Raw genomic sequence first — 22,056 nt, forward strand, 5'->3', positions numbered from 1 at the left:
CAGCTACTCCCCTCGAGCGCGGCTGCTCGCGTTTCCCGGTCGCTGTCGGGCGCCGCTACACGCCCGATCGCCGCCGTGGCTCCCAATGGTCCGTTTCGGCCGTACGCCAGCCGCTGCGAGAGGACCGGTGACGGACGAGTCGGACTCGAGCGAACCCCGACAGGCGACCGGCGAACCGGGGTCGGGTGCTCGGGCCGCTACCGCGGGTCCGTCGTTCGTCCCGATCGACCGCTGAGGCATCGGCTAATTCACCGTACGGCGCCGTTGTCAGCGGCCGACCGGCGGCTACGCACCGATTTCACGGCGGCGAACCGAGAACGGTGCTGCAGGTTTTTGTAGCCGTTCGTAGTCCAGTACACGGTGTGTCATCGATTGCCATCGACCGTCTCGAGACCGACGGCTCGACTATCGAGTGCGAAATTCGTCCCTCGGCCGACCTCGAGCGATTCTTCACGGGCGAGCCGTTCCGAATCAACTACGACTGCGCCATCGAGGACGTTCCCGACGGCGTCCTCGCGATTCCGGTCCTCGCGAACGTCTGTCCGGTCGCGTGGGCCAACGGCGCGGACGTCTACGTCGACGAAGTCGATGCGACCTTCGCGCGGGCGCTCGAGGACGTCAAGGCCAGCCTGCTCGGGATGTACGACTTCCTCGAGGGTGGAACGCTGTACGCAAAGCGGACGATCGACGCGGAACCGGCCTCCGGTGCTGCAGCCGCCGACGGCAGCGACAGCGCCCTCCTCTTTACCGGCGGCGTCGACTCCACCTGCTCGTACGTCCGCCACCGCGACGAGTCGCCGACGCTCGTGAGCATCCGCGGTTGGACCATCGCCCCCGACGACTCGGGCGCCGAGGACTGGCGCCACCTCCGCGAGCGCGTCTCGTCGTTCGCCGCCGAGCGCGACCTCGAGACCGCCTTCGTCGAGACGAACGCGCTCGAGGCGCTGGACCACGCGATGCTGCTGGCCCACTACAAGCGGTTCGTCGACGGCGCCTGGTACAGCTCCGTCGGCCACGGGCTCGGCCTGCTCGGCCTCTGTGCGCCGATGGCCGCCGCCCGCGGGATCGAGGACCTGTACGTCGCGGCGACCCACTGGGACGGGATCGACCTCGAGTGGGGGTCGCGGCCCGATATCGACGAGTACGTCCGCTGGACGGGCACCGAGTGCCACCACGACGCCTACGACCTCACCCGTCAGGAGCGACTGGACGTCATCGCCGACTACGTCGAGAGCGAGGCGCCGGGGCTCGAACTTCAGACCTGCAACGCGCGCATGGACGGCAACTGCGGCGCCTGCGAGAAGTGCTATCGGACCGCCGTCGGCCTTCGACTCTCCGGTCTGGAGCCGACGGCCCACGGCTACCCGTTCGCCGAGGACGACTACGCCGAGATCCGCCGCGCGCTCGAGGGCGGCGAGTGGGTCCTCGGTCAGGACGAGCGGTACATGTGGGCCGACATCCGCGATCGGATCCGCGAGGCCGACCCCGAACCGGAATCTCCCCGGGAGCAGGCCTTCTTCGAGTGGCTACTTCAGGCCGATCTCGAGGCCCTCGTCGACGAGGCCGAACCGCCGCTGTCCCATCGACTTTTCCGCGCGGGCGCGAGAAACGCACCGACGCCGGTGTACAACGCCGCGTATCCGGTGCTGACGACGGCGAAAAACGGATTGGATCGCATCCGCGGACGGTAGCCGACCGTCTCGCTGACGGGACTCCGTCCTGTCACTGGCGCCGTTCCCGATGCGCGATTGAGACCGTCCGCTCGAGCAGAGTGCTGGGAGACGGCGGCGAAAACGCGGATCGAGCGCTCGAGTCGCCCTATTCTGCCGCAGATTACGTCCCGACCGCGAGAACCAAAAGTGGATTACTCCATGTAGCCCAGGCCCTTCAGCCGGTCCTCGACGTCGTCGAAGTCTTCGTCGACATCGCCGTCCGGCGTCGCCACCTGCGACACCTCGGACCGCTGGACCTTCGTCGTCGCCGGCGTCGCCGACTCGTCGAACGCGTCGAAGAGCACGCGGCCGTCGGCGTTCGCCGGCACCGGCTTTCCGATGCCGTGGAGCAGCGTCGGCGCAACGTCGACTACGCGCGCGCCCCGCAGCGTCGCGCCCGGCTCGATCGACGGGCCGCGACAGAGCATGATACCGGTGCTGCGGTGGCTCGCCGCGTAGTTCCCGGTGTCGCCGAGCACCTCGTTTTCGATCCCGTTGCGGACGTCGTAGCCGTCGATCCCGTTGACGATCAGGTCCGGCGACTCGTCGTCGGTCGGGAACAGTTCGTCGCCGTCGTAGACCTCGAGCAGTTGCTGATCGTTCTCGTCGGTCACCGACTCGAAGACGTCGATGAGTTCCGCCTTGATCTCGGGGACGTCGCTCGGGTCGACGCGGCCGTTCTCGAACCGCCTGCTGTCGTTGATGTAACAGTTACCCGCGTCGTGGACGAACGCGACGGTACGCTCGTAGTCGACGTCGTAGAGGGCGTGATCGCCCGGAATCTGCTCGGCGACGGTGTCGAGCAGGCTGCGGGGCAGGTTCGAGACCAGCATCTCCTCCGAGATACCGACCCGCTCGAGCATGTTCGTGATGCTGTCCCGCGAGATGCCGAGGCTCGCGAGCGCGCCGCGGGTGCCCTCGTCCTCTCGTCTGAACAGGTAACCCTCGCGCTCGAGAATGTGGTTGACGTAGATCAGGTTGTGGATCTCGCCGAAGCCGTGGTCGGAGACGACGTAGAGGTCGGCGTCGTGGTCGTCGGTGTACTCGATGACCTCGCCCAGCAGATCGTCGAGTTTCTTGTAGTGCTCGAGCAGCCGGTCCATGTCCCAGATGAGGTGCTGGAAGCGGTCCGGCGCCGTGTACACGAAGAAAAACAGCTGCCAGTCGTCGCCCGCCCGATCCATCTGCAGCTGCATCACCTCTCGGCGCTGCTCGAGCATGGTCGCGACGGCCTCCTCGAACTCGTCGGGCCGGTCGGCGTACTCCGGATAGTCGAGGCTGATCTCGTACTCGCCGACGGCCTCCTCGATCTCGTCACCGAGGTCGGACGGGTGCGTGAACTCCTGATCGGTGGAGGGAGTCATCATCCCCGTTACCATCGAGCCGTCGATATCGCGGGCGGGGAACGTCATCGGAACGTTCCCGACGTGGGCCGGCTGGAGTTGCTCCCACAGCGGCGGCTGCTGGATGTCGTGGCTCGTGTACATCTCGTGGGTGTACTCGGCGGAGAGGTTCTGGAAGCCGTAGATCCCGTGTTTGTCCGGCCAGACGCCGGTCGCGATCGACGGCCACGCGAGCGGCGTCGTCGGCGGGCGCGTACTCTCGAGCGTGCCGGCGGCGCCTTCCTCGCGCATCCGGGCGAAGTTCGGAAGTTCGCCCTCGTCGCTCCACTGCTCGATGAGTCGCCACGGGACGCCGTCGAGTCCGAGGACGAACGCCCGCTCGGACGTGGGGGTAGATCCGCTCATAATTTTAAAACACCTACTATCCGGCAGGATACCGGATGACCGCTTTGTTATAGGGAGTGTTCACCCCTCATCCGTGTCAACTCCCGGTGCGTTCGGTGGCGTTAACGAGTCGAACCGCGGAATGTTCGGCTGTTTGGACACATTACCGTTAGAACCGCCGACAGTCGCCGCGTTCTGGATGTTCTACCGACAGGACGGTCCGAAACGACGACCAATGATCGCTGCGTACGGCTGCCCGAGCGGCGCGTGACCGCTGACACTCGGTTGACCGTCCTCGGATCGTATCGTCGGCTATCGGTTACCGTACGATCGGGCTTGCCATCGAAAGGCGATCAATAACAAAACCGTCCGATCGAATCGATCACGTGTATGACGATAACGCGTGGTGGGAGCTATGGGTAGTGTCGTCGTCTCACTCGACGCCGAACTCGGGTGGGGATTCCACGACATCGATTCCCTGCCGACGGATCGAGTAGAGTCCGGCCGCCGCGGCTGGTCGGTTATGCTCGATCTGTTCTCGGAGTTCGAGATTCCCGCGACCTGGGCCGTCGTCGGCCACCTGATGCTCGAGTCCTGCGACGGGAGACACGTCGAACACCCAGCTCCGGAGGGCTGGTTCGAACGAGAGCGGACCGAGTGGGCAGATCGAGCCGATCTGCGGTTCGCGCCCGATTTAGTCGACGCGTTGCTCTCGTCCGAGATCGACCACGAGTTCGCCAGCCACTCGTTCTCTCACGTCCTCTTCGGACGGCCGGAGACGGATCACGAACTCGCCGAGGCCGAGCTTCGACGCAGCACCGAGATCGCATCCGAGTGGGATCTGTCGATCGAGACGTTCATCTATCCGCGCAACGACGTCGGGCACCGCGACGTTCTCGCCGACCACGGCGTCCGGGCGTATCGGGGCCGCTCGCCGACGCGGGACGGCGTTCGCGGCCTCTTCGATTCGACGTTTCGCGACCACTCGCTGCTGGTCGAACCGATCGTCGACGAGTACGGGCTGGTGAACGTGCCGGCCTCGCTGTTCCTGTTCGGCTTCGAAGGACCGGCTCGAACCGTCGCGGAGTCGATCTGGGAGGATCCGATGGTCGTCCAGGCCCGGCGCGGAATCGACGAAGCCGCCGAATCGGACGGGATCTTCCACATGTGGCTCCATCCGAACAACCTCACGCACGAGCGGGACGATCGGCGGATGCGGGCGATCCTGGCGTACCTCGACCAGAAGCGTTCGAGGACCGATCTCACGGTCGAAACGATCGCCGACGTCGCGCGAGAGGTCGACGTCGCTCGCGGCGTCGACGGTCGGGTCACCCCCGTCGACGGGCAGACGATCGGCGACGACTAGTGCTTATAAACGAACGTATCGAATCGCCTGACTGAACGGCGTATTCGAATAAGTATCCGTAAAAGACAGCGCGCCAGACAGGGGAATCGAAGACTACAATCGCGGGCTCGACTGTACGGCGCTGATAACAAAACCCGCTGCTGGCCCTGTCACGGACAGATGTCATCCGCAGTTCTGCGCCGATTGACCGACTCGAGTTCCCTCTCCGTGGGCGTACTCGGCGTCGGAAACATCGGCATGGTACACCTGAAGTCGGCGAGCGCAATGGCTGCTGTCGACGTGGTTGCGGCCGCCGACGCGGTTCCCGAGAACCGCGAGCGAGCCGAACGCGCCGGCGCGGAGCGGACGTACGACGACTACGCCACCCTGCTCGAGACCGAAGACCTCGACGCGGCGGTCGTCGCCTTACCCCCGTTCCTCCACGCCGACGCCGTCGAACGGGCCGCCGAGGCCGGCGTCGACGTGTTCGTGGAAAAACCGTTCGCTCGCTCGACCGCGGAAGCCGACCGGATGCTCGAGGCCGCCGAGAAGGGCGACATCGCCGTCGGCGTCGATCACACGCTGCGCTACCAGCCCGACATCGTCGGCGTCAAGGAGGCCTACGAGGACGGTAGCGTCGGGCACGTTCCGTACGCCTCGATGACGCGGCTCAACGACGGGCCGCTCGGTCGGCCGCCCGTTCAGGACCCGCCCGCGTCGTGGCCGCTCGATCCCGACGCGGCCGGCGGCGGCTCCCTGCTCGAGCTGGGCATTCACTGTTTCGACGTGCTCGAGTGGCTGTTCGGCGACCTCGAGGTCGAAAGCGCGGCCACGGGCGAGACGCTCGACGTGCCGGTCGAGGACGCCGCGACGGTCATGATGCGGGCACCCGAGACGGAGACGACGATCACGCTCCACTGCGGTTCCTACCAGTGGGAGCAACTGCCGGAGGTCAACACCCGGCTCCGCCTCGAGGGGATCACCGGGACGATCACCAATCAGGATCACCTGCCGGACAACTTCTACGCGGGCGCGGCCAAGTCGGCGCTGTCGAACGTCGCGAGCCGCGTGGCGGACGTCGATCGGGAGGTCTTCGGCCCGACGTTCTACCTGCGGGCCCACTACCGAGCGCTCGGCGACTTCCTCGAAGCGATCCGAGAGGGCGAGACGCCGCCGGTCGACGGCGAGGTCGGTCGCCGGACGCTCGAGTTGGCGGAGACGGCCTACGAACTGGCCGGGCGGACCGATCGCGAGGAACTCGCGCCGGAGGTGATGCCGTGACTGGGCCCGTTCGCGCGGCCGCCGTCGACCGCGGCGATCGGCGCGGCAGCTGGATTCCGGATCTCGACGCCCGGATGGCCACCTTCGAGGAACCGGTGCAGGCGCTGCTCGAGTCGGCGCTCTCGGATGAAACGGATCTGGAAACCGCCGACGAAATCACGCTCGTCCCCGACGCACACTATCCCTTCCACCCCTCGACCGGGATGGTAACCGATCCCGCCGTCGTCGGCGCGCTCGTCGCCGCTCTCGAGGACCGCACCGACGCGGACATCGCCGTCGCGGGCGCCACCGACGAGATCATCGACCTCGAGCGGACCGGACAGTATCTGGGCTACCGGGGCCTGCTCGAGCGCTTCGACGCCGAGCTCGTCGATCTCGCAGACGATGCCGAGCCACGAACCGACGCCGTCCGGGAGGTCGACGGGCGGTCGGTGTCAGTGTCCGTCCCGACGCGGCTCGTTCGGGGGACGGTCGTCACCGTCCCGACGCTGCGGCCGACCGAGGCTGGGCGAGTCGCCGGCGGGATGCGGCGGCTCGGCGATCTCGTCGACTCCGCGGCTGACTCGGAGACCGCCGCCGTCGCCGCGACGCGAGCCATCGACCCTGCACTCTCCGTCACGGACGCGACGACCGCGTACGGAACCGATCCCTACGCGGCCGACGCCCTGTTCGCGGGGCCGGCGCCGGGCGTCGACGCGCTCGGTGCGTCGCTGTTCGGAGACGCGACCGATGACGATCCGGTGCTCCGACTCACCGCCGAGACGGACGACGAGCCGATCACCGTCGAGCGCGTCGGCGCGGACGCCGACGACCTCGAGTTCGACGCGCTCCGGGACCGACTCGCCGGCGCGGAACTGCCGCCGTCGGACGAAACGCACCCCGCCGTGACGACCGCCTATCGGCTGTACGCGGCCGTCGGCGGCGACGCGGTGCCACCCCAACTCGAGCAGTAACCATGACCGGAGACGAGATCGCTGCCGTCACCGGCGCGACCGGCTTCCTCGGCTCGCACCTCTGCGAACGGCTCCTCGCGGACGGCTGGTACGTCCGTGCGCTCAGTCGCCCGTCGTCGGATCGCGAGGTGCTCGAGGACGCCGCGGCGGACGCGGACGGCACGCTCGAGTGGTACGTCGGCGACGTCTTCGACGACGAGACGCTGCGTGAGTTAGTTGACGGCACGGACGCCGTCTTCCACCTCGCGGGCGTCGGGCTCTGGAGCGCGACCCCCGAGACCGTCAAGCGCGTCAACCGCGACGGGACGGCCCACGTGCTCAAGGCCTGCCGCGCCGCCGAAAACGGCGTCGGCCGCCTCGTCTTTACGAGCACCGCGGGCACGCGCCGTCCGAACGAATCGTCGCCGTTCGCCGACGAGACCGACGTCGCCGAGCCGATCGGCGCCTACCAGTCCTCGAAGGCCGAGGCCGAACAGCTCGTCGACCGGTACGCGAACCAGGACGAGGGCGGCGACGCCGTCACCGTCCACCCGACCTCCGTCTTCGGCCCCAGAGACGGCTCGTTCACGCCGCAACTGCTCTCGATGGGTCTCGAGCCGACGATGCCGGCCTACCTTCCGGGCGGGCTGAGCATCGTCGGCGTCTCGGACGTCGTCGACGGCATCCTCGCGGCCTACGAGAAGGGCGGCAACGGCGAACACTACATCCTCGGCGGCGAGAACCTCACATACGATCGGGCCGTCTCGCGGATTTCCGAGGACCTCGGCGGGTCGCCGGCTCGGATTCCGGTGCCGTCGACGGCGATCCACGCGGCCGGGCCGGTCGCCGAGGCCGTCGGCGCCGCCACCGGCCGGCAGGTGTTCCCGTTCAACCGCCGGATGGCCAAGCTCGCGACCGAGCGCCTGTTCTACACCTCCGAGAAGGCTGCAGACGAACTCGGCTACGAGTACGAACCGCTCGAGGCCCACCTGCCGGAGACGGTCGCTTGGTACCGGAACGAGTTCCAGTAGGTGCGTCGTACAACTGTTCGAGATTCGGTTTGCGGTTGCAGGTCGCGCCGTCAGGGCGTCAGCACGACCTTGATGCAGTCGTCTTCCTTGTTGTTGAACGTCTCGTACATCTCCGGGCCGTCCGTCAGCGACGTCTCGTGGGTGACGATAAAGGATGGGTCGATCTCGCCCTCCTCGATCCGCTCGAGCAGCGGCCCCAGATACCGCTGGACGTGGGTCTGGCCCGTTTTGACCGTCAGCGCCTTGTTCATCAGCGGGCCGAACGGGACGTTGTCCGAGTTTCTGATGTAGACGCCCGGAACCGAGAGCGTGCCGCCCTTCCGGCAGCACTTGATCGCCTGGCGGAGGACCACGGGGCGGTCGTCCTGCAGGTGCATCTCCTGTTTCACCTTGTCGGTGACACCCTTGAGGCCGGTGCCGTGGGCCTCGGTGCCGACCGCGTCGATACAGCGGTCGGGACCGCGCCCGCCGGTCATCTCCATTAGCCGGTCGTAGACGTCCTCGTGCTCGAAGTTGATCGTCTCCGCGTCGCCGTGATCGGCGGCCATCTCGAGGCGTTCGGGGATGCGGTCGATGGCGATCACGCGCTCGGCGCCGAGCATCCAGGCGCTCTGAATCGAGAACTGGCCGACCGGGCCGCAGCCCCACACCGCGACGGTGTCGCCCTCTTCGATATCGGCGTTCTCGGCGGCCATGTAGCCCGTGGGGAAGACGTCCGAGAGGAACAGGACCTGCTCGTCCTCGAGGTCAGAATTGACCTTGATCGGGCCGACGTCGGCGTAGGGAACGCGCAGGTACTCGGCCTGACCGCCGGCGTAGCCGCCGAGCATGTGCGAGTAGCCTAGCAGCCCTGCTGGCGACTGGCCCATGGCTGCGCGGGCGACCTCCGCGTTGGGGTTCGAGTTGTCACACAGCGAGTACAGTTCCTCCTCGCAGAACCAGCAGGAGCCGCAGCTGACCGTGAAGGGGACCACGACCCGGTCGCCGACCTCGAGGGTTTCGACCTCGTCGCCGACCTCGATCACCTCGCCCATCGGCTCGTGGCCGATGACGTCGCCCTCGCGCATGCCGGGCATGTAGCCGTTGTAGAGGTGGAGGTCCGAGCCGCAGATCGCGGTCGCCGTAATCTCGATTACCGCATCGGTCGGGTTGACGATCTCCGGTTTCGGAACCTCGTCGACGCGGATGTCCTTTTCGCCGTGCCAGGTGAGTGCTTCCATCGTGCCGTCCATTGTGGCTCTCCGGTCGCATCTCTCACCCAGCCGTCGGGTAAAGTGAGTCCCTGTTTGTGCAACAAATGGTCGTTCCGCGCCCGAAATGTATGCTCTCTGGACTCGGAACCAGTAATCAGATGGCGGTCCTCCCTCGAGCGACGCAGTTGTCACTCGGTTCGGATGCAATACCGTCTTACCGCCCCCCGGCAGCGACCCGTTCGTACAGAGAGTGCAACCGGTCGGCCGTCCGCTCCACGCTGACCTCGCGGGCCGCCTCGCGACCGTTCGACCGCTCGCCGGACTCGAGGATCTCCCGCAGTCCTTCGATCAGATCCTCGTCGTCGTCCGAGACGAGCGAGGGATCGACCCCCTCGAGGCGTTCCGAGACGTCGCCGACGTCGACCGAGACGACGGGCAGGTTGCAGGCCAGCGCCTCCTTGACGGAGTTCGGCGAGCCTTCGCTGCGGGAGGTCAACAGCAGGGCGTCCGCGGCGTTCATGTAGTCGGGGACGGTGTCGTGGTCGACGCCGTAGACGGTCTGTAGCCGGACCGGCCGGTCGACGAGCCCGTTGACGGCGTTGACGAGCCGCCGCGCTCTGGGGTAATTCTTCACCTCGCGTTCGGGGAGATAGGGAAAGAGGACGTGGTACTCGTCGGGGTCCCAGCCGACGACCTCGCGGGCCTCGTCCTGGGACGCCGGCTGGAACTTCTCGAGATCGACGCCGTCGGGAATCACGCGGCAGTCGTGATCCAGCGTCTCGCGCATCTCCTCGGACATCACGACCACCTCGTCACAGAGCGGCGCACAGGTGCGGCTCACGGGCCCGACGGGGCCGTAGAGGTCAGAGCCCCACAGCGAGAGCACGACCGGTTTGCGCACCTGTGCGAGCGCCATCGGCGCCGTCAGCCCGTAGTGGGCGTGGACCAGATCGTAGCCGTTGCCAGCCTCCGCGATCACCTCGGGAAAGTACTTGAGATAGTCGGTCGGGCTCCGAGTCTTCCCGGAATCGCCCTCCCCCGACACCGGCAGCGTGGAAAACGAGACGCCGCGTCGCTCGAGCGCACGCATCTGCTCTGTCATAAACGGCGCATCGGCGTTCGTCGTCAGCGTGAGGACGTGCATCTCAGTTGACCGACTAGAGCCGGAGACGTGGCTTTGTTATCCGGAACTTTTTCCGATACGTTCGCCGACCATACGCGAGTCTCGAGCCGTTTCCCGACGGTACAATTCGACTGCGGAGACCGTTTCATCCCGGCGTACAAAACGCTTATTGCCGACTCTGTAGTAGGACCGCTACCCGTTCTATGCCCCTCTCTCGCCTCCTCTCGGAACTGTTCACGGACTCCGCTCCCGACCACGACTCGCCCTCCGGTCCCGAATCAGCGCCCGGCTCCAGGGACGAAAGCGAGCCCGACAGCCAGCCGACGACTGTCCTCTACGAGTGTCGCAACTGCGGAACGAACGTCGACGCGAGCGCGACGACGTGCCCGGCCTGCGGCGGCGACGATATCGTCACCTACGCGATCGACTGACGGCCACAGCACGTCCCTCAGGGCTCGCCGTCCGTCGTCGCTTCCGAGCCGCGATTCAACTGCGGCTGCGGTTGGGATCGGGTCTCCGAACGCATTTCTACGCTCGGCCGCTCGTCGCGAGCGTCGATTCGCTCCTGGTCGTCGCGCGTCTCGCCGTCCTCGGCGTCGTAGTACGTCACCTCGAGCGGCTCGTTCTCGTCGGCGTCCATCGCGATCGCGGCGCCGAGCGAGACGAGGCCGAGCAAAACGGCGACGAACGACGCGAGCAGCCCCGTAAGGCCGTCGCGGCCGTCCTCCCCGCGACTCCGTGCGATCGAGCCGACGGCGCCGGCGACGCCGCCCGCGAGCCCGGAGGCGCCGGTGCCGTAGAAGAGGGCCGCCGGGTGGAATCCCTCGACGACGTAGCGGCGCTTGAGCCGCCACAGGAAGCTCCGGAGCAACAGCAGGGAGACGAACTTGACGAACGACGTGTACCGGATGCTGCTCTCCTCGTCGCCGTAGACCGCCGACATCGAGACGTCGGCGACCCGGCGCTCGTCGACGTTTAAGTGCGTGAGGATGTGGTTGAGGAAGCCGTACCGGTCGGTGATCTCGTCGAGGTCGAGGGACTCGATCGTCTCCCGCGAGATGGCGGTGTAGCCGTTCTGCGGGTCGCCGATCGTCCAGTAGCCGGTCGCGAACTTCGAGAGGCCGGTCAACATGGCGTTGCCGACGAAGCGGAACGTCGACATGCCCTCGCGATCCTCCGGCGAGAGGAGCCGGTTGCCCTTCGCGTAGTCGGCCTCGCCGGTGACGACGGGGTCGATGATCCGGTCGAGGATTTCGGGGTCCATCTGGCCGTCGCCGTTCATCACCGCGACGACGTCGATTCCGTCCGCGGCGGCGCGCTCGTAGCCGGTTTTGACGGCGGCGCCGTAGCCGCGGTTTTCGTCGTGTTGGATCGGCACGACGCGCCGACCGTCGCCGCCGTCGGCGAGGGCCAGTTCCTGCTCCGTCTCTGCAGCCTCCTCGTTGATCCGCTCGGCCACGCGCTGGATCACGTCCCAACTGCCGTCCTGCGAGACGTCGTCGACGGCGTAGATCCGGTCGACGAACGCCGGAACGGTCTCGATGACGCGGCCGACGAACGCCTCCTCGTTGTACGACGTGACGACGACGCCGATCGTGTTGCCCTTATACATCGTTGTCCGCTCCGTGTCCGGATCCACCGTCGGTTCTCGTTGCACCGGTCGCCTCGGATTCCGCTTCGGTCTCGAGGTCGTCAGCCGTCCTTGCGTCGGCTCCGTTAGGCCCCGCTGCGGTCTCGGGAGCGGGCGGCTGCCCGCTTCGCGAGCCCGCGAGCGTGTACTCCCGGTGGTCAGTCTCCGCGAGGTCGACCGCGTCGCGGCCGTCGACGACGACCAGCGGCTCGAGGTCGGCCCACGAAACCCGCTCGAACGCCTCGTGGGGCGTCACGACGACGGCCGCGTCGAGCGTTTCCGATTCGGCCTCGAGGTCCTCGAGTGCGATCGGCCGCGCGCCGTACTCGGCGGGGTCGACCAGCGGATCGACGCCGGCCACGTCCGCGCCGCGCTCGGTCAGTTCGTCGACGATGGCAAGCGCCGGCGAGGCGCGGGTCTCCTCGACGCCGGGGCGGTACGTGAGCCCGAGGACGACGACCGAGGCGTCAGCGAGGTCGACGCCGGTCGCGTCGAGTTGTTGCTCGAGGCGGTCGACCACGACGCGCGGCATCCCGTCGTTGACCCGTCGCGCGGTGTGGGTCAGGTCCATCGGTTCCTCCGTCCGGCCCAGCAGGAAGTGCGGGTAGTAGGGGATGCAGTGGCCGCCGACGCCCGGGCCGGGATCGTGCAGCTGGCACATCGGCAGATCGTTAGCCGTATCGATCGCCTCGCGCACGGAGATGCCGAGTTCGTCGGCGAGTCGGCCCAGTTCGTTCGCCAGGCCGATGTTGACGTCGCGGTAGAGCCCCTCGAACACTTTCACTGCTTCAGCAGTCGTCGCGTCCGAAACGGGGTGGACCTCGTTGCTCGAGAGTTCGTCGTAGACGACCGTCGCGGCGCGGGTGCTTTCGTCGTCGACACCGCCCACGACCTTCGGGTACGCGCCGCGGATGTCCTGAAGCGCGCGGCCGCTCGAGGTCCGTTCGGGGCAGAAGGCGAGGCCGAACTCGTCGGCCTCGAGGCCGCTCTCCTGGACCAGGTGGGGCTGGAGGACGTCCCGACACGTCCCGGGCGGCAGCGTCGACTCGGCGATCACCAGGTCGCCCGGCGAGAGTCCCGCGGCGATGTCGTCGGCGACCGATTCGACCGTCGCGAGGTTCGGCTCGTTGTCCTCGTCCAGCAGCGTCGGGACGATGATGACGTGGACGCGAGCGTCCGCGGCCGCCGCGGCGCCGTCGGTCGTCGCCTCGAGTCGGTCGCCGCCGACCTGCTCGGCGACCAACTCGTCGAGGCCGGGTTCGCCGATGACGTGGTTCTCGCCGTTGTTGACCGTCTCGACCACGTCGGGGTCGATATCGACGCCGGTCACGTTGCCGGTCGTCTCGGCGTAGACGGCCGCCAGCGGGAGCCCCATCTTGCCGAGGCCGTAGACGGCGACCGGGACCTCGCCGCCGGTCAGCGCCTCGCGCTGGCGGGCCTCGTCGACGCTCGCCTCGTAGAGGGATACGGCGTCGCTCGAGTTCGTGCTCGAGGGTTCTGCCCCGGTCATTCGGCTTCCACCTCCCGGTCCTGCTCCCGTTCGTAGGTCTGTCCGCTCGCGAGCTGGTCGTCGTCCGCGACGATCGAATCGATCGTCTGGACGGCCTCGAGCGCCTCGATACCGTCCTGCGGCGTCACTTCCGGTTCGGTGCCCGTTCGGACGCTCTCGACGAACGACTCGAGTTCGTGGCGCAGCGGCTCGCCGTTGTCGACGCGCGGGCGCTCGACCACGCTCTCGTGGCGGTAGCGCTTCTGGCCCTCGTCGTTGACGTACTCGGGGAACGAGTCGCGGTGAATCAGCACCGACTGCTCCAAGTAGTCGACCTCGACGAAGCACTCGCGGGCGGTGACCGAGAGCTTGCGGACCTTCTTCTGGGTGACGCGGCTGGCCGTCAGCGTCGCGACCACGTCGTCGTACTCCATCGTCGCGGTCGCGTACCGGCCGTCCTCGGTGCCCATCGCCGCGATTTCGTCGGGCGTGTCCGCGAGGATCGAGCCGACGATGTCGACGTCGTGGACCATCAGGTCGAAGATGACGTTGCCCGGCGCGTCCCGGTCGATCGGCGGCCCGAGGCGCTCGGCCTCGAGGCTGATCACGTCCAGGTCGTCGATCAACTCGGCGACCGTCCGGACGGCCGGGTTGAACCGTTCGATGTGGCCGACCTGCAGGACGAGGTCGCGCTCGTCGGCCAGGTCGGCCATTTGCCGGCCCTCCTCGACCGTCTCGGCGATCGGCTTCTCGACCAGCACGTGGACGTCTTCCTCGAGGCAGGTCGTCACCAGATCGTAGTGGACGTGGGTCGGAACCGCGACCGTGACGACGTCGCAGCGGTCCAGTAGCTCCTCGAGTGGGACCGCCTCGGTGCCGTACTCGTCGGCGACCGTCTGCGCGAGGTCGGTGTCGTGGTCGGAGACGCCGACGAGGTCGACGCCCCGGAGTTCGCTGTACACTCGCGCGTGGTTCTCGCCCATCGCGCCGACGCCGATGACGCCGGCTCGCGTGGGTGTCGTGGGGACCGTGTTCGTGTGTTCCGAGCTCATGTCGAGTGGTAGTGATCGTAGACTGCTTCGACGACGCTTCGCCGCTCGTCGTCGGTCAGGTTGGGGTGGACCGGCAGCGAGAGGACTTCGTTGGCTGCCGCCTCCGCCTCCGGGAACTCCGCCGCAGCCGTGCTGATCGTCTCGTAGGCCGGCTGGCGGTGGATCGGCGTGTCGTAGTAGACCGCCGCGTCGACGTTTCGCTCCTCGAGCGTCGCCGCGAGCGCGTCGCGCTCGGCTTCGTCCGCGGTCCGGACCGTGTACTGGTGGTAGACGTGACGGTAGCCCCGCGGCTCCGTCGGCGTCTCGAGCGGGAGGTCAGACAATCGCTCGTCGTAGAAGGCGGCGTTCTCCCGCCGCGCCTCGTTGAACGCGGGGAGGCGCTCGAGTTGCGTGCGGCCGATCGCGGCCGCGATGGCGGTCATCCGGTAGTTGTGCCCGAGGTCGACGTGTTCGTAGCCGCCGGTACCGGTCTCGGCGCGGCCGTGGTTGATGTAGCTCTGCGCGCGCTCGGCGAGGTCGTCGCGGTCGGTGGTGATCATCCCGCCCTCGCCGGTCGTCATGTTCTTCGTCGGGTAGAACGAGAAGCAGGCCGCGTCGCCGAACGTGCCCACGCGGTCGCCCGTGATCCGCGCGCCGTGGGCCTGGCAGGCGTCCTCGAGGACGAACAGGTCGTGCTCGTCGGCGATCTCACACAGCGCCGGCATGTCGGCGGGGAGGCCGTAGAGGTGAACCGGCAGCAGGCCGACGACGTCCGACCGCTCCGAGAGGACCCGCCGGACGTCGTCCGGATCGAGCGTGTAGGTTTCGGGATCGACGTCCGCGAAGACCGGCTTCGCGCCGGCCAGTCGGATCGCGTTCGCGCTCGCGACGAACGAAAACGGCGAGGTGAGCACCGCGTCGCCGTCCTCGACGCCCAGCGCCTCGAGTGCGGCGTGCAGCGCCGTCGTCCCGTTCGAGGTCGCGACGGCGTGATCCGAACCGCAGTACGCGGCGAATTCCGACTCGAAGGCCCTAACTTCGGGACCGTCCGCCATCGCCCCGCTCTCGAGGACCGATCTGACGCGCTCGATCGCGTCCGCGCTGACGTCGGGGTCCGCGATCGAGACTGACGGGAGCGAGTCGGACGTCTCGACGGCGGCCTCGGTCGTCTCGGCCGGGTCGACGTTGCTGGCCGTCGGCTCCGGCTCCGGTTCCGGTTCCGATTCCGATTCGGGTTCCGGTTCCGCTTCGGTCTCGGTATCGAGGTTCGTGTTACTCATGCTAGATCGTTCGGTCCCTCGAGCGGTTCGGGCAGCTCCTGGATCGTCGCGGGCGTTCCCACCGCGAGGCTGTTCGGCGGCACGTCCTCGGTGACGACGGCGCCGGCAGCGACGAACGCGTTCTCCCCGATCGTCACGCCCGGCAGCAAGGTCGCGTTCGCGCCGACCGAGGCGCCGTCCTCGATCGTCGGCCCCTCGAGGTCGGCGTCCGTCCGAATGGGGTACTCGTCGTTGGTCAGGACGGCGCTCGGGCCGACGAAGACGTTGCTCCCGATGGTCGTCTGGGTCGGAACGTAGACGTTCGTCTGGAGGCTGACGTGCGAGCCGATCGTCGTCTGGCCGTCGATGACCGTCTTCGTGCCGACCAGTACGTCGTCGCCGATCTCCGTTCCTTCGCGCACGAGGACGTCATGGCCGGTCGCGAACCCGTCGCCGATCGTCACGTCGCCGTAGACGATCGAACCGGCCCGGATCGTCGCGTCGTCGCCGATCCGCGTCGGCTCGTCGAACTCGCCGTAGCCGACGGTCGCGTCGGCGTCGATCGTGCAGTCCTCGCCGCGGACGACGTCGTCTGCGTCCGCGTCGCGGACGGCCTCGCTCATCGCGCGACACCTCCGCCGTCCGTCGGTCGTGCCGGTCGCGTCGGTCGGTTCGAGTGGGTGGGGGTCGGCCCACTCGCGCGACTCGTCGGGGGCGAGGACGGTCCTGTTCTCGAACACGTCCGAACGCGCACTCGCACTCGTCGTCGTCGGTGATGCTGTGTCATCGGTTACTCGATACCCGCGAGGGAATCGTGCTGATACACCGGGTAACGAGGTTTTGTTATCTCCGCCCTGACAACGCCGTAGCCAGGAACTACAGCGCTCGAGCGGCCCGAACGCTCTCCCCAACAATCGGCCAAACCCTCCCCCGTATCGACTGTTTTTGCGAGTTTGTGCCGTTCACGGTCGCTGAAACGTCGGATATGCCGTCAGTCACGAGCGCTAACCGGTATAATACGATTTCGGGAGGGTAGCCGAGCGATAGTAAAGGGTCAGCGACTGGCATTCGGTGGTGTGAGGTATCCGAACATCCCCGAACGGTATTCGATTCGGATTCGGGAACGCGAGGGCACGCATGTCTGAACACGAACGTGAACACGAGCTGACGCAGGCCGAACTGTTCGACGTGTTCAGCAACGCCCGCCGGCGTCGAACGGTCCAGTACCTAAAGCGGCAGGGCGGTTCCTGCGATCTCGCGCCGCTGGTCGAGCAGGTCGCGGCCTGGGAGAACGACACCGAACCGGATGATGTGACCCGGACGCAGCGGCGACGGGTCTACATCTCCCTGTACCAGACCCACCTGCCGATGCTCGAGGACCACGGGATCGTCGACTGGGATCCCGACGGCCACGAGATCGACCTGTTGCCGGACGAGGAGGTGTTCGAACCCTACCTCGACCGCCACCACGGCTCGAGCCGTGCGTGGCACCGCTGGTACGCGGCGACCGCAACCGTCGGCGCCGTCGCGTTCGCAGTGGCGGCGCTCTCGCTGGGTCCAGCAACGACCGCCGCAGCCCCAGCCGTTGCGCTGGGCGTTTGCGGCGTCGTCCTCGCGCTCTCGATCGCACAGCACGTCTCGCGGCGACCGGATCTCGATTCCCCGCTCGGTCTCGCGAGTCGATAGGATCGCGTTCAGTCCTGCCCTCCGTATCGTTCACCGCTCGCGCGATACCTGCGCCGCGAGCCGGTGCCGTCGTCTCGGCGGCGCCGCTGCGATCATTTGGCACCGAGCGTCTCGCTTACGGTTCTGCGTCGCTCGAGCACGGTCGTCTGCGCTCGTTTCGAACACAGTCGTCTAGGTTCGGCTCGAGCAGCCGTCGTCGACCGTAATCGATCGTTGCTCGAGTTCACCGGACTCGAGTTCACGTGAGTTCGAGTCGCGATTGCTGCTCGAGCAGTGGCGAGCGTCGACCCCGAGCAGCGATAGCGACGCACGACGAGTAAGTCAGCGCCTCGAGTAACGATAGCGATACGCGAGTCACTGGGTCGAGCAGCGACACATCACCACGGTCAGGCGTCCACAGTTAGGAGCGACCGGTGGAGAGCCAGAAGCCGAAAACACGCCGTAGAACGACAGACTCGGACTCGAGAGCAATCGAGAACCGACGGGTGAACCCGACGAACTCGACGAACCCGGCTACTCGGCCGCGTCCTCGGTGACGGTCACCCAGAAGTAGGTGTCCGCCTCGGCGTTTTCGTTCGTCGGTTCGGCCGGCGGCTCGCCGGGATAGAGCAGGAGACTGATTCGAACGGTCTCGCCGTCGCCAGCCGTCGGCTCGATCTCGTGCTCGGCGACGCCCGTCGCGTCGGCCGAGACAGTCCCGTCGATCTGCCTGAGTTCCGTCCGCTCGACGACTTCACCGTCCTCGAGCACCTGTTCCTGGACGACAACCGTATACGAGGTCTCCTCGCCCTCGTGGTTCTCGATCGCGAACGAGACCGGCACGGACTCGCCGGGTGCCACCTCGTCCGGGAGTTCGCCGGCGACGAGATCGCCGTCCTCGTCCTCGGTGTAGAGGGCGAGTTCCGAGAACCCGCCCGTCGACGCCGGAAAGAGGAAGCCGACGAGCAGCGCCCCGCCCGCGAGCGCAATCGCGACGACGAGGAACACTGAGGAGGCGGTCGCGACCGTCCCCTCGTCCCGGCGCAGTCGCGCCAGTGCCGCCGTCAGCGAGACTGTAAACCGGTCCGGAGCGGGCGTCCGGAGCCGTCGGATCACGCCCAGTTGCGCGAGGACGACGGTGAGGCCGGCCAGCACCGCCGCGGCCGATTCGGTCGCCAGTCCCCACTGCGTCAGCGGGAGAACGATTCCGACGACGGGCACGATCGCGATCGACAGCGCGAACGACAACCCGAGCCGTTCGATCGTATCGATTCCCCGGGGCCGGCGCTCGATCGCCGTCTCCGCGTCCGCTCGAGCGTCCCGGGCTGCCGCCGGGAAAAGAACGGAGACGAGGGCATAACCCGGCAAGAAGAGAACGAGCGGGAGCGCGGCGAGCAGCCGACCGGCGTTCCCGGCCGGAACTCCGGTTACAACGAGTGCTACGAGCGCCGCAAGCAGCGAGGTGAGCGCCAGATCGACCGGATACTTCCGGATGAAACCCAGCTGAGGTCGAGAATTCGTCGGAAAACTCATCGCTGACTCACCGGTTGTCGTGTCGGTTCGACGCTCGTCGATCCAGCTACCATTGTGACCGAAACGGTGCATTCGCTATTGTTTTGTTATGGCCGGGCTATCGCCGGAAACCGGCCGATTGAGAAGCGAACGCACGATCGTCGTCGCCGACTCGATACGCTGGGGCTGACCGGCGGTTCTCGGTTGAAGCGACAGCCTTCGGTAGTCAGTGGATCAGTACAACGTGCTTGCTTCGATCAGTCGACCCTTTCAGCAACCAGGAGACGCCGTGGCGCAGCTGTGTTCTCGGTCTATCCCGTCTGTCGCGTTCGCGTTCCAGCATCTAGTCCGGGGTTCGGAGCTCGAGGGTCGAGGGGAGACCGGAAGCTAAGTCGGTACCGAATGTCGTCTAAAAATCGACGTACTGTGCTTCCCATTCGCGTCGTTCCTCGATCCGCTGTCGACCGGCGTCCGTGATCGCGTAGTAGTTCGTTCGGCGGTCGAGTTGCCCCTTCTCGACGAGATCCTTGTTGACGAGCGTATCGAGGTTCGGATACAGTCGCCCGTGATTGATTTCCGAGCTATAGTACTTCTCGACCTCGTCTTTGACTGTTTGGCCCGATGGGCGGTCAGCGCCCGCGATCACGTACAGCAGATCCCGCTGGAAGCCGGTCAGATCGTGCATTGCTCAATCACAGTGATCGTTCCACTGAGGAGATATTTGTTATCCGTGTCGTACAGCGTTGTTAGCTCATCTTTCAATAATAGTACGGAGAATAAAATATGGCTTCCCGTGACGGTCATGCAACAACGAACGGATTCGATAGGACCGGAAATCAGCTCATACGAACGATCTCCCCGGGGAAATATCCGGCAGGGATCGGTATCAACGAGTGAGAATCACGCCGTGCGTTCGATGTCGGCCGTCCGTTCATCGGTCGTCTCGCCGAGCCAGTCCGATCGATCAGAACCTACCGTCGATGTCAGGGATCGGCATTCGCCAGCGCAACGTCGATCCCGTCCGAACCGATTCGGACCCGCAACTGGTCGACCGTCGCTTCGTAGGCTGTCGTGTGCGATCCGTCGTCCTCGAATCGAACGCACTCCGCGAGGAGATCGCTCTCGAGCAGATTGTTGATTCGTCGATAGACGGTTGCGGACGAACTGTCGGTCCGTTTGGTCAGTTCCTTGGCTGTTTTCGGGCCGTCGCTCGTTGCGACGAGAATGGTACGCGCACACTCGTCGCCGAGGACGTCGAGCTGGGCCGTCGACTCCGCGGTCAGTTCCGATCGGGTGTTACTCGCTTGCGTGGACATAGTGATGCAGTGCTTAGACGCTCGTGGGTGAGAGGGGCAGTCGTTCGCTCTCGGTCTCGAGAGGGGGCGATGCGCGGCGATCGGGTCGGTCGGAAACCGTCATTGGGGATGCCACCATTACGTTCCGGCGATACAACTGGTAAGCGATACGGGTATTTTATAACGATGTACTTTATCGTCCGTAGGACCATCATTCAGTGGCGAAATTTCGTATTTCGGCCGAGAAATATGATATTTCGGCGGGTCTCTCGGTTGATCAATCACTACTTTTCGGACCGAACACAACACAACCCGTGTGAATTCACGTTGAGGTCGATCGATACGCTGTCGTCGAATGTAGCGCCCTCATGGCTCGCTGCTACGTAATTAGGCGGAAAGACGCTATTTCCGGGCGTCCAATTCCGTGGGGCAGGTGAACGGTCGCCCTCCTTTATTCGCATCTGCTACCCTCCCTTGTACTGTGCTCGGACGACTCCGTTGCACGCACGTCGCCACCGGCGTTCCCGCGTCCCTGGGCGACGGTCGACTCGGTCGGTACCGAACGACGATCGCGATGGGTGCGACTCCGCGCCCACGCCTACACCCCCATCACAACACACTATGAACTCGAACCAACACGAATGGCGACCCATGGAATCGTCGACGGCCGGTGCACGCTGTCGAAACTGCGGGACCCACGTCACCCAACAGTTCGCCCGCGTCTTCGGCGACAACGGCGACGTCGTCCACGGCTGTCCCGGCTGTACGACCTATCGGGAGATGCAGTCGGGCAGCCACCTGCCGAGTGACACTCCGGAGTAAACCGCGCAGTTCGGTGCGGGTCGCGCTCGTCGCGCCCCAGCACCGTAACCGGCGCGTCACGTTTCCGATCGTGACCGAGCCACCGATGTATTCCCGTTAACCACTTTCTCACCCAGCCCGGACGGTTCAAATCGGACTCGGTGATCGACCGGTCGCCGATCCGCGAGAGACACGCTTTCGTTCCGCAACCGGATCGGATACGACGTCGAGACAGCCACCGCACGTGACGGGACAACCGACCGGTGTCCGTCTCATCGCCGGCCTGGACGCCTGCGCTGGTCGATACCGCCGTCACGCCCCTCGTTTCTCGAGCGAGAGTTCAATCGTTTCCCATAAATGCGTCTGTAAATAATACAGCAGGTTAAAGTTAGTGGTTCGCAAAACAGGAGACGTGTATGATGGTAGGCGATGGACTGCCCGTCGATAGCGTGTTCGCGATCTCCTCCTAATCAATGTCGGTTCAGACGAGTCGTTCCGGGTCGCTGGCGGAAAGCGAGGTGTTTCACATCCTCGGCAACGACAGGCGCCGTGCAATCGTCCAGTTGCTCGCGAACGAATCCGGTCAGATCGACGTCTCGCAGGTGGCAACCGAAATCGCCGAAACGGAATCCGATACCACGCCCGTCCCGAACAACCTCTACAAGAGCGTTTACGTCTCCCTCCAGCAGACGCATCTCCCCCAACTCGAGGAGGACGACGTCATCGAGTACGACTCGGATGCGAAGACGATCAGCCCCGGTCCGCACTTCGACGACGTCCTCGCGTACGTCAACGGCCACGACGACGATCCGTCGACGATCCTCCAGCTCCATCTCGTCACCGCCGTGCTCGGCCTCGCGGTCATCGCGCTCGCCGGCCTCGAGCTGCCGGCGCTCTCGAGTATCGATCCCGTGCTGTGGAGCGTGCTCGTGTTGCTCGCGGTCGCGGCCAGCAGCCTCTATCGGCTGTTGACCTAAGCTCGTTCGTCACGCTCCGATCGGAACCCGAGTCAACTAGTTCTCCACCGTTC

At 66.2% G+C, this 22,056-nt stretch carries 20 protein-coding genes; 9 read left to right on the top strand and 11 right to left on the bottom strand.

Annotated features, from left to right (window positions below):
- The first annotated feature begins 362 nt into the window (after nt 1–362).
- A complete protein-coding gene (locus tag ATJ93_RS01650) occupies nt 363–1,691 on the top strand; it encodes a hypothetical protein (RefSeq protein WP_120242903.1) in 1,329 nt (442 codons plus the stop codon).
- Between the two features lie 173 nt (nt 1,692–1,864).
- Here ATJ93_RS01650 and ATJ93_RS01655 read toward each other — a convergent pair whose 3' ends face one another.
- The gene (locus ATJ93_RS01655; protein ID WP_120242904.1) at nt 1,865–3,460 is read right to left on the bottom strand and encodes an alkaline phosphatase family protein; all 1,596 of its coding nucleotides are present in this window, start codon (nt 3,458–3,460) and stop codon (nt 1,865–1,867) included.
- A gap of 394 nt (nt 3,461–3,854) precedes the next feature.
- Here ATJ93_RS01655 and ATJ93_RS01660 point away from each other — a divergent pair, with 394 nt between their 5' ends.
- From ATJ93_RS01660 to ATJ93_RS01675, 4 genes are all read left to right on the top strand, one after another.
- The gene (locus ATJ93_RS01660; RefSeq protein ID WP_120242905.1) at nt 3,855–4,805 is read left to right on the top strand and encodes a polysaccharide deacetylase family protein; all 951 of its coding nucleotides are present in this window, start codon (nt 3,855–3,857) and stop codon (nt 4,803–4,805) included.
- Between the two features lie 159 nt (nt 4,806–4,964).
- Nucleotides 4,965–6,065 carry a Gfo/Idh/MocA family protein gene (locus ATJ93_RS01665; protein WP_120242906.1) on the top strand — a complete coding sequence of 367 codons (1,101 nt, stop codon included), beginning with the start codon at nt 4,965–4,967 and terminating at the stop codon, nt 6,063–6,065.
- Entirely contained in the window at nt 6,062–7,018 is a 957-nt protein-coding gene (locus tag ATJ93_RS01670) for a DUF362 domain-containing protein (protein ID WP_120242907.1), read from the top strand. Before ATJ93_RS01665 ends, ATJ93_RS01670 begins: the two co-directional genes overlap by 4 nt.
- 2 nt (nt 7,019–7,020) lie before the next feature.
- A complete protein-coding gene (locus tag ATJ93_RS01675; RefSeq protein ID WP_120242908.1) occupies nt 7,021–8,028 on the top strand; it encodes an NAD-dependent epimerase/dehydratase family protein in 1,008 nt (335 codons plus the stop codon).
- A gap of 50 nt (nt 8,029–8,078) precedes the next feature.
- Here the strand turns inward: ATJ93_RS01675 and ATJ93_RS01680 are convergent, their stop codons facing one another.
- Nucleotides 8,079–9,248: a zinc-dependent alcohol dehydrogenase gene (locus tag ATJ93_RS01680; protein ID WP_120243884.1), complete on the bottom strand. Its 1,170-nt coding sequence runs from the start codon at nt 9,246–9,248 to the stop codon at nt 8,079–8,081.
- A 187-nt stretch (nt 9,249–9,435) separates the two neighbouring features.
- Complete coding sequence (locus ATJ93_RS01685) at nt 9,436–10,365, bottom strand: glycosyltransferase family 4 protein (RefSeq protein WP_120242909.1); 930 nt, start codon at nt 10,363–10,365, stop codon at nt 9,436–9,438.
- 182 nt (nt 10,366–10,547) lie between these two features.
- On the opposite strand from ATJ93_RS01685, the gene ATJ93_RS01690 reads away from it, so the two are divergent.
- Nucleotides 10,548–10,775 (top strand): DUF7129 domain-containing putative zinc-binding protein, encoded by a 228-nt coding sequence (locus ATJ93_RS01690; RefSeq protein ID WP_120242910.1) that lies wholly within the window; start codon nt 10,548–10,550, stop codon nt 10,773–10,775.
- 17 nt (nt 10,776–10,792) lie between these two features.
- Here the strand turns inward: ATJ93_RS01690 and ATJ93_RS01695 are convergent, their stop codons facing one another.
- Genes ATJ93_RS01695 through ATJ93_RS01715 form a run of 5 tightly spaced genes read right to left on the bottom strand, consistent with a single transcriptional unit; the run spans nt 10,793 to nt 16,376 of the window.
- Nucleotides 10,793–11,956 carry a glycosyltransferase family 2 protein gene (locus tag ATJ93_RS01695; protein ID WP_120243885.1) on the bottom strand — a complete coding sequence of 388 codons (1,164 nt, stop codon included), beginning with the start codon at nt 11,954–11,956 and terminating at the stop codon, nt 10,793–10,795.
- A complete protein-coding gene (locus tag ATJ93_RS01700; RefSeq protein ID WP_120242911.1) occupies nt 11,949–13,484 on the bottom strand; it encodes a nucleotide sugar dehydrogenase in 1,536 nt (511 codons plus the stop codon). The genes ATJ93_RS01695 and ATJ93_RS01700 overlap by 8 nt, the downstream gene beginning before the upstream one ends.
- Nucleotides 13,481–14,515 carry a Gfo/Idh/MocA family protein gene (locus tag ATJ93_RS01705; protein ID WP_120242912.1) on the bottom strand — a complete coding sequence of 345 codons (1,035 nt, stop codon included), beginning with the start codon at nt 14,513–14,515 and terminating at the stop codon, nt 13,481–13,483. Before ATJ93_RS01705 ends, ATJ93_RS01700 begins: the two co-directional genes overlap by 4 nt.
- Entirely contained in the window at nt 14,512–15,774 is a 1,263-nt protein-coding gene (locus ATJ93_RS01710) for a DegT/DnrJ/EryC1/StrS family aminotransferase (RefSeq protein WP_120242913.1), read from the bottom strand. Before ATJ93_RS01710 ends, ATJ93_RS01705 begins: the two co-directional genes overlap by 4 nt.
- Nucleotides 15,771–16,376, bottom strand: coding sequence for an acyltransferase (locus ATJ93_RS01715; protein ID WP_120243886.1), 606 nt, complete (start codon nt 16,374–16,376; stop codon nt 15,771–15,773). The genes ATJ93_RS01710 and ATJ93_RS01715 overlap by 4 nt, the downstream gene beginning before the upstream one ends.
- Before the next feature lie 514 nt (nt 16,377–16,890).
- Between ATJ93_RS01715 and ATJ93_RS01720 the strand changes: the two genes are divergently transcribed.
- Complete coding sequence (locus ATJ93_RS01720; RefSeq protein ID WP_120242914.1) at nt 16,891–17,439, top strand: DUF7344 domain-containing protein; 549 nt, start codon at nt 16,891–16,893, stop codon at nt 17,437–17,439.
- 513 nt (nt 17,440–17,952) lie between these two features.
- Here ATJ93_RS01720 and ATJ93_RS01725 read toward each other — a convergent pair.
- The 3 genes from ATJ93_RS01725 to ATJ93_RS01735 form a co-directional block, all read right to left on the bottom strand.
- Nucleotides 17,953–18,951 carry a DUF1616 domain-containing protein gene (locus ATJ93_RS01725; protein ID WP_120242915.1) on the bottom strand — a complete coding sequence of 333 codons (999 nt, stop codon included), beginning with the start codon at nt 18,949–18,951 and terminating at the stop codon, nt 17,953–17,955.
- A 388-nt stretch (nt 18,952–19,339) separates the two neighbouring features.
- Entirely contained in the window at nt 19,340–19,615 is a 276-nt protein-coding gene (locus ATJ93_RS01730) for a PadR family transcriptional regulator (RefSeq protein ID WP_013880547.1), read from the bottom strand.
- 298 nt (nt 19,616–19,913) lie between these two features.
- Nucleotides 19,914–20,246 (bottom strand): winged helix-turn-helix domain-containing protein, encoded by a 333-nt coding sequence (locus ATJ93_RS01735; RefSeq protein WP_120242916.1) that lies wholly within the window; start codon nt 20,244–20,246, stop codon nt 19,914–19,916.
- A gap of 630 nt (nt 20,247–20,876) precedes the next feature.
- Here ATJ93_RS01735 and ATJ93_RS23445 point away from each other — a divergent pair.
- Together ATJ93_RS23445 and ATJ93_RS01740 are read left to right on the top strand one after the other, a co-directional pair.
- Entirely contained in the window at nt 20,877–21,047 is a 171-nt protein-coding gene (locus tag ATJ93_RS23445) for a DUF7563 family protein (protein ID WP_013880544.1), read from the top strand.
- Between the two features lie 452 nt (nt 21,048–21,499).
- Nucleotides 21,500–22,003, top strand: a complete 504-nt coding sequence (locus ATJ93_RS01740; protein ID WP_120242917.1) for a DUF7344 domain-containing protein — start codon at nt 21,500–21,502, stop codon at nt 22,001–22,003.
- Nucleotides 22,004–22,056: the final 53 nt, after the last annotated feature.

The organism is Halopiger aswanensis (genome assembly GCF_003610195.1).
In the GTDB taxonomy this organism is placed as follows: Archaea; Halobacteriota; Halobacteria; order Halobacteriales; family Natrialbaceae; genus Halopiger; species Halopiger aswanensis.

Bases quoted from the DNA above. Each gene is read 5' to 3' on its own strand.
- ATJ93_RS01655 (WP_120242904.1), bottom strand. From the start codon at position 3,460: ATGAGCGGATCTACCCCCACGTCCGAGCGGGCGTTCGTCCTCGGACTC.
- ATJ93_RS01660 (WP_120242905.1), top strand. From the start codon at position 3,855: ATGGGTAGTGTCGTCGTCTCACTCGACGCCGAACTCGGGTGGGGATTC.
- ATJ93_RS01665 (WP_120242906.1), top strand. From the start codon at position 4,965: ATGTCATCCGCAGTTCTGCGCCGATTGACCGACTCGAGTTCCCTCTCC.
- ATJ93_RS01675 (WP_120242908.1), top strand. From the start codon at position 7,021: ATGACCGGAGACGAGATCGCTGCCGTCACCGGCGCGACCGGCTTCCTC.
- ATJ93_RS01680 (WP_120243884.1), bottom strand. From the start codon at position 9,248: ATGGAAGCACTCACCTGGCACGGCGAAAAGGACATCCGCGTCGACGAG.
- ATJ93_RS01685 (WP_120242909.1), bottom strand. From the start codon at position 10,365: ATGCACGTCCTCACGCTGACGACGAACGCCGATGCGCCGTTTATGACA.
- ATJ93_RS01690 (WP_120242910.1), top strand. From the start codon at position 10,548: ATGCCCCTCTCTCGCCTCCTCTCGGAACTGTTCACGGACTCCGCTCCC.
- ATJ93_RS01695 (WP_120243885.1), bottom strand. From the start codon at position 11,956: ATGTATAAGGGCAACACGATCGGCGTCGTCGTCACGTCGTACAACGAG.
- ATJ93_RS01700 (WP_120242911.1), bottom strand. From the start codon at position 13,484: ATGACCGGGGCAGAACCCTCGAGCACGAACTCGAGCGACGCCGTATCC.
- ATJ93_RS01705 (WP_120242912.1), bottom strand. From the start codon at position 14,515: ATGAGCTCGGAACACACGAACACGGTCCCCACGACACCCACGCGAGCC.
- ATJ93_RS01710 (WP_120242913.1), bottom strand. From the start codon at position 15,774: ATGAGTAACACGAACCTCGATACCGAGACCGAAGCGGAACCGGAACCC.
- ATJ93_RS01715 (WP_120243886.1), bottom strand. From the start codon at position 16,376: ATGAGCGAGGCCGTCCGCGACGCGGACGCAGACGACGTCGTCCGCGGC.
- ATJ93_RS01720 (WP_120242914.1), top strand. From the start codon at position 16,891: ATGTCTGAACACGAACGTGAACACGAGCTGACGCAGGCCGAACTGTTC.
- ATJ93_RS01725 (WP_120242915.1), bottom strand. From the start codon at position 18,951: ATGAGTTTTCCGACGAATTCTCGACCTCAGCTGGGTTTCATCCGGAAG.
- ATJ93_RS01730 (WP_013880547.1), bottom strand. From the start codon at position 19,615: ATGCACGATCTGACCGGCTTCCAGCGGGATCTGCTGTACGTGATCGCG.
- ATJ93_RS01735 (WP_120242916.1), bottom strand. From the start codon at position 20,246: ATGTCCACGCAAGCGAGTAACACCCGATCGGAACTGACCGCGGAGTCG.
- ATJ93_RS23445 (WP_013880544.1), top strand. From the start codon at position 20,877: ATGGAATCGTCGACGGCCGGTGCACGCTGTCGAAACTGCGGGACCCAC.
- ATJ93_RS01740 (WP_120242917.1), top strand. From the start codon at position 21,500: ATGTCGGTTCAGACGAGTCGTTCCGGGTCGCTGGCGGAAAGCGAGGTG.